Raw genomic sequence first — 15192 nt, 5'->3', positions numbered from 1 at the left:
CAGAGATGTGTATAAGAGACAGAGCCGCGACCACGTCGGCATCGTCACGACCGAACTCCGCACCTACAACCAGGAGGACGAACTCGTCCTCACCTTGGAGCGGACGCCGATGGTGCTGAAACGCTCGCACGCCGACCCGAGCGCCGCCCGTCCGCCCGGATGGCCCGAGGGCGTCGGCACGCAACCCGACGACTGCTCGGAGTGAGCGGAGGGCGTCCGCACCGGCCTCCGAGGCGGATACATATCTCTCGAGTTTGCGAGTACGGCGCGATATTTCGGATGTACCTGTGCGGGTTCGGCGAATCGAGAGGTCGGTTCGAAGGGTACACCGGAACCCCGGTCATCGAGCGTCGAGTGAGGAATACGGTTCGGTCGGCGCGCGCGTCGGCCGCGTCAGCCGAGTTGGTCAGGTCAGTCGCGTCGGTCGGGTCGTCTCAGTCGTTGGCGCGCGGCGGTTCCGCTTCCGTCTCTTCGGGGCGCGGGAAGTTGTCGATGGTGTCGGCGCGGAACGCCTCCTCGTCGAACTCGTACTCCCCGTCGAAGAAGTCCATCAGCGTCCGGGTGTCGCGCATCGCGTTCTTCAGACTGGTCGAGGCGCCCGGCGACGGCGTGATGTTGAAGATGATCTCGTCGCCGAGAATCTTCGCCTCGCCCATGTCGAGGGCCTTCTCTTCGAGGTTCACGATCTGCGGACGGACGCCGCCGTAGCCCTTCGCGCGTTCGATGTCGTCGATGGTGGCGCTGGGAACGACCTTCTGGACCTGCGGGAGGAACTGCTCGGTTCCCACCTTCGGGAGGTCGTAGACGAGGTTCCGCAGGACGTAGGGGAGGAGGATGCGGTCCGCGAGAATGTTCGCGTAACTGAGAACGGCCGCGGCGTTCAGATCGAACACGTCGAGGAAGTCCTTGACCGTCGAGATGCGGCCGCGTTCGAGCGTCGGGACGAGTTTGGCCGTCGGGCCGAACCGCGTGATGGAGGAGTCGTGGACGTCGGCGTCGCCGTGGACGGCGGCGAACGGGAGCTTCTTCATCTGCAGGGTGTACACCTTCCCGTTCAAGAAGTCGTCGGCGAGGAAGAAACTGCCCGCGATGGGGAGCAACACCGAGTCCTGTCCGTAGCCGAGCGACTTCGCCATCTGGAGGCTGTGCGACCCCGCGGCGACGACGGTCACGTCGGCGTCGAACTTCCCGGCGGTCGTATCGAGCGTAAAGCCCTCGTACCCCTCGGTTATCTCCTCGACCTCCGTGGAGGTGTAGACGTCTACGTTCGCCTCCTCCTCGGCCGCCTCGACGAACGACTTCGAGGTTGCGCCGTAGTCGACGACGTAGCCGTCGGGCGTCTGGAGGGCGAGCAGTTCCTCGTCGGAGTCGCGGCCCTCCACGACCTTCGGCTCTATCTCGGCTATCTCCTCGCGGTCGATGGGTCTGAGTTTCGGGTACAGGTCGCCGAAGCCCTTCTCGTAGTAGCGCTCTTCGAGGCTCTGAACCTCCTCGTCGCCCACCCCGAGAACCATCTTGCTCCGCTTGGCGTGCATCTCGCGGTCGGGGTCGTGCTTCTCCAGATAGCCCGCGAGCGTCTCCGCGCCCTGCTTGACCGACTCGGCCTTCTCGAGTTTGTAGTTCGTCTCGATGTCGCCGAAGTGAAGCGTCTGGGAGTTGTTCGTGTGCTTCGAGTTGATGGCGGCTATCTCCGCCTCCTTCTCGATGAGCGCTATCGATTCGATGTCGGTGAACTTCGCCGTCGTGTAGAGCAGCGACGCACCGCTGATGCCGCCGCCGACGATGACGAGGTCGTACGTTCCAGCCATAGGTGAGTCTATCTCGTCAGTCGGGCTTCGTCCCTTTAACTCGTGTTCTATCGCCGCGAAAAGATATCGACGGTCGTTGCACGGCGTATCGACGATAGTCGTCTTCGGGCGGCGCGTCGGGGGTCGCCTCCGGCGGGACACGGCCATCATGGTGAAACGGTACGAGGGCCCCGTGGAAGGGCCCGAATTCCGTCTCTTCGGTCTGCTCCTCCGAGCGGATCGCTGTCGGTCGGAGGATCGAACGCATTCCACACGTCTCGGACGTTCCGAAAATTGTAGAATGTTTGCAGTTCGAAGCGGGCGAGGGCGAGACGGCTCCCTCGCTACGTGTACTGCTCGGGGTTCTCCTCGAAGTCGCTCTTGCAACCGTCGCCGCAGAAGGTGTACGTCTCTCCTTCGTACTCGGTCTGTGCGGGCGGGTCCTCGTCGTCGACGTCCATACCGCAGACGGGGCAGTCTGACATCTGTGAATCCTCCGAACGGGGGAACGCGCGTACGCGGGGTAAGCGGAGAGGCCGTGCATACAAGGGGCTTATCCGTCACCGGGAGCCGAGGCGTCGCCGTCACTCCCGGATACCGGCGCGCAAGTCCCCGTACCGCCGGATTGACCTACCGGCGCCGCGAACCCCGACTCCCCGATGCTCACCGACACGCCCGGAATCCACCACGTCACCGCGATGGTGGGCGACCCGCAGGCGAACCTCGATTTCTACGTCGAAACGCTCGGCCTTCGACTCGTGAAGCGAACGGTCAATCACGAGGACGTGCTCCGGTATCACTTCTACTACGGCAACGGGTCCGGCGACGTCGGCACCGTTTACACCTGCTTTCCGTACCCGAACGAACCGCCCGGACGCCGCGGCCGACCAGGGATACCCGCCGCGGCGTTCGCCGTCCCGCCGGGGTCGCTCGACTACTGGACCGACCGACTCGCGGACCGCGGCGTCGCCGCGGAGACGAGAGAGCGGTTCGGCGAAACGGTGCTGCGGTTCGAGGACCCCTCCGGCACCTGTCTCGAACTCGTCGCCGCCGAGTCGCCCGTCGAACCGTGGACGGGCGGGTCCGTCCCCGCCGATGTCGCGATTCGGGGCATCCACGGCGTCACGACGCACCCCGTGAATCCCTACCAGACCGCCGGCGTCTTGGAGACGCTGGGGTTCGAGTACGTCGCCGAGGAGGGCGAGCGCGTCCGTTACGAGGCCCTCGGCGACCGCGGCACCGTCGTGGACCTGCTGGACCGCGACGCCCCGTTCGGTCGCGAGGGCGTCGGTAGCATCCACCACGTCGCCCTCCGCGTCCCCGACGAGGACGAACTCCGCGAGTGGCACGACCTGTTTCGGGAGCGGGATATCGAAGTGTCGCGCATCCGCGACCGACGCTACTATCGGGCGATATACGTGCGCGAACCCGGCGGCGTCCTCATCGAACTCTCCACCGAGAAGCCGGGCTTCGACATCGACGAGAGCGAGGAGGCGTTCGGGTCGTCGCTCGTCCTGCCGCCGTGGGCCGAGGAGGACCGCGAGATGATAGCGGGGCAACTGCCGCCGGTGGACGCGCCGGGAGCGGAGAAGTGACCCCGCCCGTCGACGGAAACGGCGACGGCGCCGTCCCGGGGCCGCACGACCCCGATTCGTTCGTCGCCGCGGGCGCGCCGCGCGGGGCGGCGCGGGCGGCGGTGGTCGCCCTTCACGGCCGCGGCGCGACGGCGCAGGGAATCGTGAACCTCCTCGACCCGGTGGCCCGCCACGGCGTCGCGTTCGTCGCGCCGCGGGCCGACCGGAGTCGGTGGTATCCGGGCGCGGCCGACGACCCCCTCGAACGGAACGAACCACACCTCTCCTCGGCGCTCGGCGTCGTAGAGTCCGTTCTCGACCGGGTCGCGTCGACCGTCGGCGTCCCGCGCGAGCGGACCGTCCTGCTCGGGTTCTCGCAGGGCGCCTGCGTCGCCGCGGAGTACGCCGCCCGAAACCCCGGACCGTCGCCCGTCGTCGTCCTCAGCGGGACGCTCCTCGGACCGACCGCCGACGCCGACCGGTACGCGGGCGGCGAGCGATTCGACGGCACCCCCGTCTTCGTCGGGTGCGGCGCGGACGACGCGCGCGTCGACGCGGGGCGCGTGCGAGACACGGCCGACGTCTTCCGGTCGTTGGGCGCCGACGTGACGGAGCGCCGCTACGACGGCGTCGGCCACGAGGTGACCGACGACGAGTTCGAGTACGTAGACGCGTTGCTGGCCGGACTCGTCGAGGATCGAGACCCGGGATGACCGAGCGCGGTCGAGGAAACGCACGCCCCGTCTGGACGGCGGCCGGGGCATCGGTGACTCGGTCACCGTCCCGCGGCCGCGTTGAACAGGGCCGTGTCGGCGTAAGACGTCCAGAGGACGATCTTCCCGTCCTCGAAGTCGAAGACGTGCGCGCCTCGGAACTCGACGGACGTCCCGGTTTCGCTGGACGTGCCGCTCCACGTGATGAGCGCGACGACCGTGTCGCCGCCGTCGACGAACCGCTCCGGAACAACCGAGACATTCGTCCAGTCGTTCGCCAGGCCAGCGAAGAGGTTCTCGACTATCTCGTCCCGTCCCCGAAACGTTCCGCCGCCGACGATTCCCTCGGGTTCGCGGAGTTCGACGTCGGCGTCCCACCCGGCGGTGGCGGCGTCGAGGTCACCCTCGGCGAACGACTCGTACAGGTTCGCTGCGGTCTCGACGTTATCTCTCGCGTGTGAGTTGGCCATGGCGATACTCGACGTATCCTACGACGCCAGCGACGATATACCCGGCACCACCCGCCCGAACGCCGCCCCCTCCGACACGAGAACCTCGACCGACCGACGGCCCGCGTGCGGAGGGGGCGCGCGTTCGCTTCCGACGGGGTCGCTCCGCGGTTCTGTCGACGCGTCGGCGGGTATATGACCTCGGAGAGCGTACTACACCCGTGTCTACCCGGAGAGCAGCGGGGCTCTTTCTGTTCATGGGGGTCGCGTTCGGCGCCGCCTTCCCCGCGATCAAGGCCGGACTAGCCGACGCGCCGCCGCTTTTGTTCGCGGCGCTGCGGTACGACTTGGCGGCGCTGCTGTTGCTCGCCTACGCCGCGTTCGTTTTGGGAGACTGGCGGCCCCGCCGGCGCGCCGACTGGCTGGCCGTCCTCGCCGGAGGCGTGCTGTTCTTCGGGTCCTCGGGTTTCCTCTACCTCGGTCAGCAGTACACGACTGCCGGCGTCTCGGCGATCATCTACAGTCTCGGCCCCATCCTGACGGTCGTCTTCGCGTGGGTGCTGTTACCCGCCGAACGCCTCTCTCGACGGGCGCTGGTCGGCGTTCTCGTCGGTCTGGCGGGCGTCGCCCTCGTCGTTCGCCCCACTCCCGAGGCGCTGTTCAGTGACGGCTTCCGGGGGAAACTGCTGGTGCTGGTGGCCATCACGGGCGTCACGCTCGGGTCTATCGCGATTCGAAAGAGCGGGTCGCACATGCCCGCAGCGACGACGACGGGCCTCTCGTTGGCCCTGGGTGGTGTGGTGCTCCACGCCGGGAGTCTCCTGTCGGGCGAACCCCAGGCCGTCAGACTCACTCCGACGTTCGTCGGCTCCTACCTCTACCTCGCGGTGGTCGCCACCACGATGGCCTTCGTGGCGTACTTCTCGCTGCTCGACCGGGTCGGCCCCCACCAGGCGAACCTCGTGGTCTACGTCGTCCCCGTCGTCGCCACCGTCGTCGGATGGGCCTGGCTCGGCGAGCGCCTGCCCGCGGTCACGCTGGCCGGGTTCGCGGTGATATTCTGCGGGTTCCTCGTCGTCAAGTGGCCAGAGCTGTCCCGGAGCGCCCGGAGGGCCGTACTCCGAACGCGGAGTCGGCGCGCTTAGCGCCGATTCGGTCGCTCCAGTCGGGTTCGATGCGTCGGTGAGACGGCCGAGAGACGAGCGCCGAAACAGCGGTTCTCTCGGTGCAGCCGCTGGGAACGGTCGACCGAGCGCCTCAGCGAGGCCAAAAATAATCGAGCGCGGCGACCGCTACGCGGGTTGGCCGGGACCGGACCGACTCCGGTCGCCGTCCCCGTCCCCGCGATTGAGAATCGCGTCTCGGATGCGGTCGAACACCGATTCGTCCGCGCTGACGTGTGATACGGTCACGTTCGTTATACTCGTGCGGCACACTTCAATCCGGCGAGGCGAACGGGGTAAGGGGAGTTTGCGGCGGATGGTGCCGAGGGCGGAAGGCACCTTCGCGGCGGGGCCGAAGCGTACCCGTGCAAGAAACCAACCGCGAGTGGTACTTTGCCGAACGGCCCGAGGGCGAACCGACGCTCGACAGCTTCGAACTCCGCGAGGGCGACGCGCCGGAACCGAAAGACGGCGAACTGCTCGTCCGCGTCCGATATCTCTCGGTCGACCCGTACATGCGCGGCCGGATGCGCGACGCCGAGTCGTACGCCGAACCGTGGGACGTGGGCGACGTGCTGAAGGGCGGCGTCGTCGGCGAAGTCGTCGAGAGCGAGAGCGACCGGTACGAGGCGGGCGACCACGTCACCGGCAACGGCGCGTGGGCCGACTACACCGTCCTCGACGCCGACGAGGCCGCGCCCGTCGACACGTCCGTCGCGGGACTGCCGGCGCACCTCGGCGTCCTCGGGATGCCCGGTCGGACGGCGTACTTCGGGCTGCTCGACGCGGGCGAACCGAAACCCGGCGACACGGTGGTCGTCTCCGGCGCGGCGGGCGCCGTCGGCTCCGTCGTCGGCCAGATAGCGAGGCTGAACGGCTGCCGCGTCGTCGGGTTCGCCGGGTCCGACGAGAAGACCGACTGGCTCACGGAGGATCTCGGATTCGACGCCGCGATAAACTACAAATCGACCGACGACTACGCGGCCGCCCTCGACGACGCCGCGCCCGACGGCGTCGACGTCTACTTCGACAACGTCGGCGGCCCCATCACCGACGCGGTGTTCACGAAGCTGAACCTGGACGCTCGCGTCGCTATCTGCGGACAGATAGCCCACTACAACGACGAGGGCGTGGCGACCGGTCCGCGGAAACTCCCACTGCTCATCGCGCCGCGCGCGAGGGTGCAGGGGCTCCTCATCGGCGACTACGTGACGCGCTTCGAGGAGGCGAACGAGCGTCTCCGCGCGTGGGTGAACTCCGGAGCTGTCTCTTATACACATCTNAGATGTGTATAAGAGACAGCCTTCCTCGGTCTGTTCTCGGGTGACAACGTCGGAAAACAGGTCGTGCGCGTCTCCGCGGAGTGAACGGGCGGAACCGATAGAGAGTTCCACTCGCCCCCCGAAGTCGGCGACGTGACGGACATTCGATCCTCGTTCTCCTCGACCGACCCGACGCCCGACTCCGACTCGCTTCGACTCGGCGCCGGGTTGGGCGTCGCCGCCTCGCTGCTCGAACGGTTCCTGTTCGCGTTCGACGCGACAACCGTCGCCGTCCTGCTCTCACTCGTCGGCGTCGTCCTCGTCCTGAAGGGGGCGGCGCAGTGGCGGGACGCGGGGTGGGCGTTTCTCGCGACGGGTCTCACGATGCTGGTCGTGCTCCCGCTACTCTTTCTGTTCTGACCGGGCGCTTCAGTCCGCCCGCTCGAAGCGGTAGGTGACGACTTCGTCCCCGTCGTCCCACTCGAAGTTCCCGCCGTGCACCCGGTCCATCCGCTCTTTGTACGCGTCGAGCGACTCGGAGCCCTCGCGGCGGGCGTCCTCGTCGGTGAACTCGCCGAGCGTTCGCTCCTCGACGACTGCGACGCGGAACGCCTCCCCGTCGACGGCGAACGTGTCCCCCGCCTCGGCGTAGCGGTTGCTCGCGCCGCGGGTGAGTTGGGTCACCTCGCCGTCCAGCACCGACTGCTTCACGCGGTCGTTCGGGAGCAGACTGTCGACGTCGATTTCGGACATGGTCTCACGTTCGGTCGCGTCGGGGAAAAATTTCACCGCGATGGCCCGGACCGAACCGGACCGGAATATCCGACAAACATATATTATATTTAATCTATTTAAAAATAGATTATCTCTGCCAAACTTATTATAAAAGTCGCCCGCGACCCCTTAACGGAGATGGTGCGAGGAAACTCGGCTACCCTCGAGAATGGTCCCGAACGAACCGCCCCTCCGCGCGGAGGTGGTAGGGTCGACACGGTCGAGAGACCGGACCGCGCCTCACCGGAAAGAACCGACGCGTCGACCGCAGTGACCGGAATGCGACCATGAGTCTCAGTTTCGTCGACCGACTGGCGAACGCGGATCGGAACCACGACACCTTCGTCTACATCGCCGCCGTCATCGCGGCGTTCAACGGCCTGCTGTTCGGGTTCGACACCGGCGTCGTCTCCGGCGCCCTCATCTACATCGAGCAGTCGTTCGGCCTCTCGACGTTCATGGAACAGGTGGTCGCGAGCAGCGTGCTCGTCGGCGCGATGGTCGGCGCGATGACCGGCGGGCGACTGGCCGACCGGTTCGGCCGTCGCCGCCTGACGCTCGCGTCGTCGGTGCTGTTCTTCGTCGGGTCGCTGGGGATGGGGCTCTCGCCGAACCTCTGGACGCTCATCACCCTGCGGGGCGTCACGGGCCTCGGCGTCGGCGTCGCCTCCATCATCGGACCGCTGTACATCTCTGAGATGGCTCCGCCGGACGTCCGCGGGTCGCTCGGGTTCCTCCAGCAGTTGATGGTCACGCTGGGCATCCTCTTGGCGTACGGGATAAACTACATCTTCGCCCCGCAGTTCCTCGGCGTCGTCGGGTGGCGCTGGATGCTCGGGTTCGGCGCGGTGCCCGCGGTGGCGCTCGGCGTCGGGATGTACTTCCTCCCCGAGAGTCCCCGCTGGTTGGTCGAGAACGACCGCGTCGACGAGGCCCGCGACGTGCTCTCTCGGATGCGCGCTCGCGAGGACGTCGACGAGGAGATAGAGCAGATAGAGGAGGTCAGCGAGAGAGAGTCCGAGGGCAGCGCCACCGAACTGCTCGAACCGTGGATTCGCCCGGCCCTGACGGTCGGTATCGGCCTCGCCGTCCTGCAGCAGATCAGCGGTATCAACACCATCCTCTACTACGCGCCGACCATCCTCACCAACATCGGCCTCGGCAACGTCGCCTCGCTGTTCGGGACGGTCGGTATCGGCGTCGTCAACGTGGTGATGACCGTCGTCGCCATCTACCTGGTCGACCGGGTCGGTCGGCGGCCCCTGCTGCTCGTCGGCGTCAGCGGGATGACCGTCATGCTGGGCATCCTCGGTCTCGGCTTCTACCTGCCGGGCCTCTCGGGTATCATCGGCTACGTGACGCTGGCGAGCATGATACTGTACGTCGCCTTCTTCGCCATCGGCCTCGGCCCGGTGTTCTGGCTGCTCATCTCGGAGATATTCCCGCTCCGCCTGCGCGGGTCCGGGGAGGGCGTCTCCAGTTTCTTCAACTGGTCGGCGAACCTCCTCGTCTCCCTGACTTTCCTCTCGCTCATCCAGCGGTTCGGCGAGGCGATCGGGTTCTGGACGCTCGGCGTCTTCTCGCTCATCGCGGTGGCGTTCGTCTACTTCCGCGTCCCCGAGACGATGGGTCGCTCGCTGGAGGAGATAGAGTCGGACCTCCAAGAGAACACCGTGGTCGGAGCGGACGAGAAGGGCGTGGAGGCGAGCAGTCAGGACTGAGCCGCAACTCCCCACCTAGTTCAAGAAGTATTGATTATACAGAAATATTATATTTTTGGAGCCGGTAGGGGCTGGTATGATAGTCGTCGTCCCCGGACACCGTCTCGAATCGACGCGGATACACGACCAACTGCGGGCGCGGGTCGACGCGGGGATACGGGCGTTCGAGGAGCGAGAAGCCTCCTACCTCGTCTTCTCGGGCGGGCGAGCGAACGAGAGCGTCGACCGGACGGAGTGCGGCGTCATGGGCGACTACGCGGTCCGGCAGGGAGTCGACCCCGACCGAATCGTGCTCGACCCCTTCGCCTACGACACCATCGGGAACGCCTACTTCACCCGCGTCCTCTCGGACGACGTGGGACTCGACGCCGAAGAGATAGCGATAACGACCGACGACTTCCACGCTGAGCGAACGGTGTACGCCTTCGAGCACTGCTTCGGGCCGGGCGTCCCCGTGGAGGCGACGCACACCGTGGAGACGGACGTCGACGTCGACGCCCCGGTGTGCCGGCGGAAACTGGCGCAGACGCGGCGGTTCTTCGACGGCATCGCCCCGGGCGACGCCGACGCGATTCGGCGCCGCCTGCACGAAGAGCACGACTGCTACGCGTTCCCCGAACTGGAGACGGAGACGGCCCGGGCGGCGTCGCACTGAAACCGCCGCGGGCGACTACACCCGCCCGCAGTCGTTCGGGGGTTCACCCGTCGGCCGGGTCGGGAAAGAGCGCGATGGAGGGTGAACCCGACTCCGTGTTCGGACACGACGCGGTACGTTCGACGGGAATCGTCTCGCCGGAGAGGTTCGCCGCGTTCGTGTTCAGCGTGACCCGGTACGTCTTCGCGCCGCCGCCGAAGAGATACTCGTTGTAGCCGTCGTCGACGTAGGCGTCGAGGTACACCTCCCCGTCGGGGCGCCCCGGTTCCGACGGTCGGTACGGCGTCCAGTTCCCCACCGCACAGACGCCGTAGCGGGGCGCGTCGACGCGTTCGGGGAACGGCGTCGGGTTCGACACGCGGAGGGTGGCGACGCTGGCGGGGGCCTCCCGGTCGTACCCGCCGGTGAACTCGATCTGACTCGCCGGCCGGAGTTCGTAGGCGAGGCCGCCGGTGGCGACGTCGACGACGAGGAGGAGGGCGGCGAGAACGGCGACGGCCGCGAAGAGCGTCCGGGCGTGCGACGGGGCGAGCAAGCGGTCCGCGGCGTCGAACCGCGGAACGGCGTAGAGTAGCGCCGCCAAGAGGAGCAGGCCCGCGATGACGACCGGCGTGCCCGCGTCGAACGTCTCGGCGACGTCGAAGAAGGCGGCGACGAGGACGGCGAGGACGACGCCGTACCCGAGAAGCGTCACCTGCGGGTCCGTCGTCCGCTGGCAGAGTGCGAGAACGCCGACGAGGAACGCGAGAGCGAGGGCGTACTTCGAAACCGGCGAGTAGGGGTACTGAAAGCCGAGGACGAACAGCAACGCGGCGACCGTACCGACGACCGCCGCGGCGGCGTTGAACAGCGTATCCGAGGTTATCGAGACCATTGAAGGGACTCCCGCCAGCGTCGCTGACGAGCCTATCGAGATATTTCGGTCGGATTTCAAGTAGATTTCGGAGAGCGCGATCGAGAAGGTAAGGGGAGCGGCGGCGTCCGCTCCGCGGACAGAGTTCCGTTCCGTTTCGAGGCGCGCCGTTCGCCGGCGGCGCGAGTTCGTCTCGAACCGGGCGGCGACGCGCGGCGCGTGGCCCGATTAGCTCATCGCCGAGACCATCTCTCGGCAGGCGTCGGCGCACTCGCGGAGATGTTCCTCGGTGACCTGGCAGTGTTCTGCGTCGTGCTGAGCACACTCGTCGGCACACTCCTCGCAGGCGTCGGCGCACAGTTCGGCGGTCCGCGTGTGGAACGTGGATTCGCGCGAACAGAAACGCCCGCACTGCGTCGCGAGGTCCGCGACGTCGCGGCAGAGGCGCGCGCAATCCTGCATCTCCTCGCTACCGGTGCACTGATCGGCGCACCACTCGGTCGCCTGCACGGCTTCGAAGCAACTGTCCACGCATCGTTCCATCTCGTCGGTCAGGTGGTCTATCTCTGAAACTGCCATCGCACCTCGAACAACGGACGCCTCGTTTAACCCGGTTTAGGCTAACAGAGTGTGCTCGTTCGGCGATTCGACCTCGTTTCTAAATCCGGGAGCGTCAACGATGCCGGGATAAATGGGTTTTGTGTGAAATCAGCAAGAACTTGCGGATTCCGAGCGGCCGCGTTACCGCCGTCGTACGTCGCTCACGCGCCGCCCCGACCAGCGTGCGCTCTCTCCGTCGAGACCGTCGTTCCGGCGTCGACGCCGCGATCTGGTTTGTATTCGAAAACTGTGAGCGGAGGACTTCGACGGTTCGTTAGCCGCAATCACTGAAAGGATACGGCGAGTACCTACGACCGCACCAACCGACCGACGTTCGGCGCGCGAGGGGCGCGTCGAACGGCACCGGCGAATATACAAACTGAATCCATGGCACTGCAACAACCGCTCGCGGTCGTACTCCAGAACTCGCTGCTGCCGCAGTGGCTCACACAGTTCGGAAAACAGATAGAACACGCGTTCGCACCCATCAGAGCCGTTCTCAAGCCCATCCTGTCGAGTCCCGTCACGGCCGGAATCTGGGCGATTCTGGTGGTGTCGGCGCTCGCCGTCCTCTGGTGGGACATCCGGAAACGGAATCAGGCGCTCCCGTCGATGATGAAGTTCGTCTGGACGCTGACCGTCCTCTATTCTGGTCCCATCGGTCTCGCCATCTACTGGTGGTCCGGGCGGACGCAGATAGACCACGACTCGTTCTGGCGGCGCGGATCCCGTTCGACGAGTCACTGCTACTCCGGGTGCGGACTGGGCGAAATCGTCGGCATCACCCTCGCGCAGGGCATCCTCGCGTTCAACACCCTCTGGGTGGTGCTCATCACCTTCGGGTTCGCGTACCTGTTCGGCTACGCCCTCAACATCGGGCCGCTGATGCAGGAGGGTTCGAGCTTCCGCGAGGCTAGCTGGGACGCGTTCCTCAGCGAGACGCCGAGCATCACCATCATGGAGATAGCCGCCATCTCGACGGACCTCCTGTTGGCCGGTACCGCCGGGATGGCGAGCATCCTGTTCTGGATGGCGATGGCGTTCTCGCTGTCCGTCGGGTTCGTCGCCGCCTACCCCATCAACGCGGGCCTCATCTCCCTCGGCGTGAAGGAAGGGATGATGAACCCGAAGGAGATGGGCGAGGGTTCCTCCTAATCGCGGGAGAGCGCGGTTTCGAGGTGAGCGTCGGCCTCGGCGCGGACGGTTTCCGAGTCGCTCGGGCGACGTAGCCGGGGATCCGCAGACGCTCCGGTGCCGGGATTCGGAGGCCCGCGACGGCGGGCGTTCGGACAGCCATTTGTCGTCCGCGGACGAGGCGGGAAACGAACGACCGTGCCGGATTCGCTACTCGTTCGGACGTGGGCCCTGACGCTCGGCGTACTTTCGCTCGCCGTGCTCTCCGTCGTCGCGGTGGTCGGGAGCGGCGGGTCCCCGCTAGTCGCCGCCGTCGCCGTCCCCGCGGTGGCGGTGCTCGTCTTCGAGACGTACCGCTCGGGCGGGCGGTTCACGTTCGAGGCCGGGCGCGCCAGACCGCTCGACTCCGGGGAGTTTCCCGAGGTCGAACGCGCGCTCTCCGGCCTCTGCGAACGGACCGGCCGCCCCGTACCGCGACTGCTGGTGATGGAGATGGACGCGCCGGGCGCCGTCGTGGGCTACGACGACGGCCGACCGGTGGTCGCGTTCGACCCGTTACTCCCCAGAGTCGTCGGCGTGGAGGGCGTCAGCGCGCTGTTCGCGCACGAACTCGGCCACCTCGGCACCGACCTCCACACCGATGCCCTCCGCGCGCACGCGCCGCCGGTAGTCGGGTTCGGGGTGTTCTGGCTGGCGTTTCTCGCCGGGCGGGGGCCGGTCGTCGCCACCGTCGGGACGCTCGGGTTCGCGGCGCTCGCACTGACCGGCGACCCTCGGCTGAACGGACCGCGGTACGCGCTGGGACTCGGCGCGGAACCGCTCGTCCTCGCGGTGAGCCGGTACGCGAATCGCCTCGAGGAGTACGCCGCGGACGCATACGCGGCCGACGTCGTCGGCGCCGCGACGCTGGCCGAGGCGCTGTACCACGCCGCCGTCGTCGCCGCCGGCGAGAACGACGAGGACGTGGCGGGGCCGGTGCCGTGGACCGCCGACCGCTCGCTCCGGTTCGCACTGTTCGCGACGCATCCGCCAGTCGAGGACCGCGTGACTCGGTTGGGTCGAGAACTTCCGGGGACGGACCGGTCGCGCCGGCCGCCCCGGCCGTCCCGCCCCGACTTCGACTGAGTCGTCGGTCGACCGACTCGGCGAACGGAGCGCCTTCGGGCACTTTCGAACGGCCCCGAAAGCGAGCGACGGGGGAGACGCTGGTTTTAATATGGGAAGCTGACACGTTTCGGTATGACCCTCCCGAACGCCCCTCGGACGACGGGGGTCCGCCTCGACCGACACCCGTCGTCCCGCGAGACTGGTCTCTGATGGCCTCGCGAGCCCCCTCCGAGGAATCCGACGACCGACCGACCGACGGCGGGACGAGCGAGTGGTCCCCCGGGGGCGGCGGCCGTCCCCCGTGGGCGGCGCTGCTCGGAGTCATCCTCCTCGTCGCCGCCGTCGCGTGGTTCTTCCGACCGACGCTGCACGCCGTGGCGTACGGACTGTACACGACGCCGTTGCTCGTCGTTCCGCTCGTCGCCGCCGTCGTCGCCGCGTGGCTCTTTTCGGGGTTCTCGCGGAGCGAGACAGCATCGGAGTACAGCGTCGGCGGTGACGACCGGCAGATAAGCCCGCTCCGGGTGGCCGGCGTCGTGTTCGTCGTCGGCGTCGCCGTCCTCTCGCCCGTCGTCAACGTCGTCGCCGGCGCCACGCTGAGCGATCAGACGATGACGGACACGACGGCGGTGAAGCGACTCGACGACGTCGACGCCGACAACCCGCGCATCGTCACCCGCGCGGTGGCGGAGCAGTACGCCTCGAACACGCTCAACCGGCCGCAGTACCGGGTGGGCGAGACGGCCATCACCGTCGCGAACGGGACGCCGTACTGGGCGGCGCCGCTGTCGCCGGACGGCCTGTTCAACGTACTGACGAAAAAGCAGGCGGGAACGGTGCTCGTCGACACGACGACCCAACGGGCGAACGTCCGCGTCGTCGAGGGGGCGATGGAGAAGGGCGTCGGCACCGTCTTCTTCGAGAGCTACCGCTGGCACCTGCTGAAGAACGGGGAGTACCTCGTCGACTACGGCGCCCCGAAGATGGTCGTCGAGAACGGCACCCAGCACATCGTCGTCCCGTACTCGAAGCCGACGTTCCACCTGACGCCGATTCCGCACACGACGCCGACGTGGGGAGGCGTCGCCGTCGTCGACCCCGACGGCTCCGTCCGGACGCTGTCGCCCGAAGAGTCCGCCGAGAGTCCCGTGCTGGCGGGTCAGCAGTTGTACCCCGAGGACCTCGCGCGCAAGCGGGTCGCCGCGACGAAGTACCGCAACGGCATCGTGAACACGTTCACCAGTCACGAAGACGAGATAGAGGTCGCTCCCCTGCCGGGCGACGACAACGACCAACCGTTCTTCGTGCTCACGGAGGAGGGCCCGCAGTACGTCGTCGCCGTCGAACCGTACGGGGAGGCGCAGGGCCTCCGCGAGGTGTGGACGATAGACGGCCAGACG

The 15192-nt window shown here is 67.2% G+C and carries 15 protein-coding genes and 2 pseudogenes; 11 read left to right on the top strand and 6 right to left on the bottom strand.

Annotation, left to right across the window (positions count from 1 at the left end; all coding sequences use genetic code 11):
* Positions 1-205, top strand: a pseudogene (locus tag C474_RS08205) (MaoC family dehydratase); the annotation flags it as partial.
* 229 nt (positions 206-434) lie between these two features.
* On the opposite strand, the gene C474_RS08200 reads toward C474_RS08205, so the two are convergent.
* On the bottom strand, positions 435-1808 hold the full coding sequence (locus C474_RS08200) for an FAD-dependent oxidoreductase (RefSeq protein ID WP_008385748.1): 1374 nt from the start codon (positions 1806-1808) through the stop codon (positions 435-437).
* 323 nt (positions 1809-2131) lie between these two features.
* The gene (locus tag C474_RS08195; protein ID WP_049916843.1) at positions 2132-2272 is read right to left on the bottom strand and encodes a YHS domain-containing protein; all 141 of its coding nucleotides are present in this window, start codon (positions 2270-2272) and stop codon (positions 2132-2134) included.
* 174 nt (positions 2273-2446) lie between these two features.
* Between C474_RS08195 and C474_RS08190 the strand changes: the two genes are divergently transcribed.
* Both C474_RS08190 and C474_RS08185 read left to right on the top strand, forming a co-directional pair.
* A complete protein-coding gene (locus C474_RS08190) occupies positions 2447-3382 on the top strand; it encodes a VOC family protein (RefSeq protein ID WP_008385746.1) in 936 nt (311 codons plus the stop codon).
* Positions 3379-4074, top strand: a complete 696-nt coding sequence (locus tag C474_RS08185) for an alpha/beta hydrolase (protein ID WP_008385745.1) — start codon at positions 3379-3381, stop codon at positions 4072-4074. Before C474_RS08190 ends, C474_RS08185 begins: the two co-directional genes overlap by 4 nt.
* A 62-nt stretch (positions 4075-4136) precedes the next feature.
* On the opposite strand, the gene C474_RS08180 is transcribed toward C474_RS08185, so the two are convergent.
* Positions 4137-4544: a nuclear transport factor 2 family protein gene (locus C474_RS08180; RefSeq protein ID WP_008385744.1), complete on the bottom strand. Its 408-nt coding sequence runs from the start codon at positions 4542-4544 to the stop codon at positions 4137-4139.
* Between the two features lie 200 nt (positions 4545-4744).
* Between C474_RS08180 and C474_RS08170 the strand changes: the two genes are divergently transcribed.
* The 3 genes and pseudogenes from C474_RS08170 (at position 4745) to C474_RS08160 (ending at position 7368) form a co-directional block, all read left to right on the top strand.
* Complete coding sequence (locus C474_RS08170) at positions 4745-5668, top strand: DMT family transporter (protein WP_152421624.1); 924 nt, start codon at positions 4745-4747, stop codon at positions 5666-5668.
* A 383-nt stretch (positions 5669-6051) separates the two neighbouring features.
* A pseudogene (locus C474_RS08165) lies at positions 6052-7053 on the top strand (NADP-dependent oxidoreductase).
* A 48-nt stretch (positions 7054-7101) separates the two neighbouring features.
* On the top strand, positions 7102-7368 hold the full coding sequence (locus C474_RS08160; RefSeq protein ID WP_008385737.1) for a hypothetical protein: 267 nt from the start codon (positions 7102-7104) through the stop codon (positions 7366-7368).
* 9 nt (positions 7369-7377) lie between these two features.
* Here C474_RS08160 and C474_RS08155 read toward each other — a convergent pair whose 3' ends face one another.
* Positions 7378-7701, bottom strand: a complete 324-nt coding sequence (locus C474_RS08155; protein ID WP_008385735.1) for an ASCH domain-containing protein — start codon at positions 7699-7701, stop codon at positions 7378-7380.
* A 308-nt stretch (positions 7702-8009) separates the two neighbouring features.
* Here C474_RS08155 and C474_RS08150 point away from each other — a divergent pair, with 308 nt between their 5' ends.
* Together C474_RS08150 and C474_RS08145 are read left to right on the top strand one after the other, a co-directional pair.
* A complete protein-coding gene (locus C474_RS08150) occupies positions 8010-9443 on the top strand; it encodes a sugar porter family MFS transporter (protein ID WP_008385733.1) in 1434 nt (477 codons plus the stop codon).
* Positions 9444-9519: 76 nt separating this feature from the next.
* Entirely contained in the window at positions 9520-10098 is a 579-nt protein-coding gene (locus C474_RS08145; RefSeq protein WP_008385731.1) for a YdcF family protein, read from the top strand.
* Between the two features lie 43 nt (positions 10099-10141).
* Here C474_RS08145 and C474_RS08140 read toward each other — a convergent pair whose 3' ends face one another.
* Together C474_RS08140 and C474_RS08135 are read right to left on the bottom strand one after the other, a co-directional pair.
* Entirely contained in the window at positions 10142-10972 is an 831-nt protein-coding gene (locus tag C474_RS08140) for a hypothetical protein (protein ID WP_008385730.1), read from the bottom strand.
* A gap of 207 nt (positions 10973-11179) precedes the next feature.
* Complete coding sequence (locus tag C474_RS08135) at positions 11180-11530, bottom strand: four-helix bundle copper-binding protein (RefSeq protein WP_008385727.1); 351 nt, start codon at positions 11528-11530, stop codon at positions 11180-11182.
* Between the two features lie 408 nt (positions 11531-11938).
* Here C474_RS08135 and C474_RS08130 point away from each other — a divergent pair, with 408 nt between their 5' ends.
* From C474_RS08130 to C474_RS08120, 3 genes are all read left to right on the top strand, one after another.
* A complete protein-coding gene (locus C474_RS08130) occupies positions 11939-12706 on the top strand; it encodes a DUF4396 domain-containing protein (protein ID WP_008385726.1) in 768 nt (255 codons plus the stop codon).
* Between the two features lie 177 nt (positions 12707-12883).
* Positions 12884-13810 (top strand): M48 family metalloprotease, encoded by a 927-nt coding sequence (locus tag C474_RS08125; protein WP_008385724.1) that lies wholly within the window; start codon positions 12884-12886, stop codon positions 13808-13810.
* Positions 13811-14001: 191 nt separating this feature from the next.
* A partial coding sequence (locus C474_RS08120) for a hypothetical protein (protein ID WP_008385722.1) occupies positions 14002-15192 on the top strand: 1191 nt, incomplete at its 3' end.

The sequence above is a fragment of the Halogeometricum pallidum JCM 14848 genome (genome assembly GCF_000337095.1).
Taxonomy (GTDB): Archaea; Halobacteriota; Halobacteria; order Halobacteriales; family Haloferacaceae; genus Halogeometricum; species Halogeometricum pallidum.
The sequence above is the reverse complement of the archived record's forward strand: the minus strand, read 5'-3'. Positions and strand labels throughout refer to the sequence as shown.

Excerpts from the sequence above, each read along its gene's own strand:
- C474_RS08145 (WP_008385731.1), top strand. The coding sequence starts at position 9,520 with ATGATAGTCGTCGTCCCCGGACACCGTCTCGAATCGACGCGGATACAC.
- C474_RS08180 (WP_008385744.1), bottom strand. The coding sequence starts at position 4,544 with ATGGCCAACTCACACGCGAGAGATAACGTCGAGACCGCAGCGAACCTG.
- C474_RS08200 (WP_008385748.1), bottom strand. The coding sequence starts at position 1,808 with ATGGCTGGAACGTACGACCTCGTCATCGTCGGCGGCGGCATCAGCGGT.
- C474_RS08140 (WP_008385730.1), bottom strand. The coding sequence starts at position 10,972 with ATGGTCTCGATAACCTCGGATACGCTGTTCAACGCCGCCGCGGCGGTC.
- C474_RS08150 (WP_008385733.1), top strand. The coding sequence starts at position 8,010 with ATGAGTCTCAGTTTCGTCGACCGACTGGCGAACGCGGATCGGAACCAC.
- C474_RS08130 (WP_008385726.1), top strand. The coding sequence starts at position 11,939 with ATGGCACTGCAACAACCGCTCGCGGTCGTACTCCAGAACTCGCTGCTG.
- C474_RS08155 (WP_008385735.1), bottom strand. The coding sequence starts at position 7,701 with ATGTCCGAAATCGACGTCGACAGTCTGCTCCCGAACGACCGCGTGAAG.
- C474_RS08135 (WP_008385727.1), bottom strand. The coding sequence starts at position 11,530 with ATGGCAGTTTCAGAGATAGACCACCTGACCGACGAGATGGAACGATGC.
- C474_RS08190 (WP_008385746.1), top strand. The coding sequence starts at position 2,447 with ATGCTCACCGACACGCCCGGAATCCACCACGTCACCGCGATGGTGGGC.
- C474_RS08195 (WP_049916843.1), bottom strand. The coding sequence starts at position 2,272 with ATGTCAGACTGCCCCGTCTGCGGTATGGACGTCGACGACGAGGACCCG.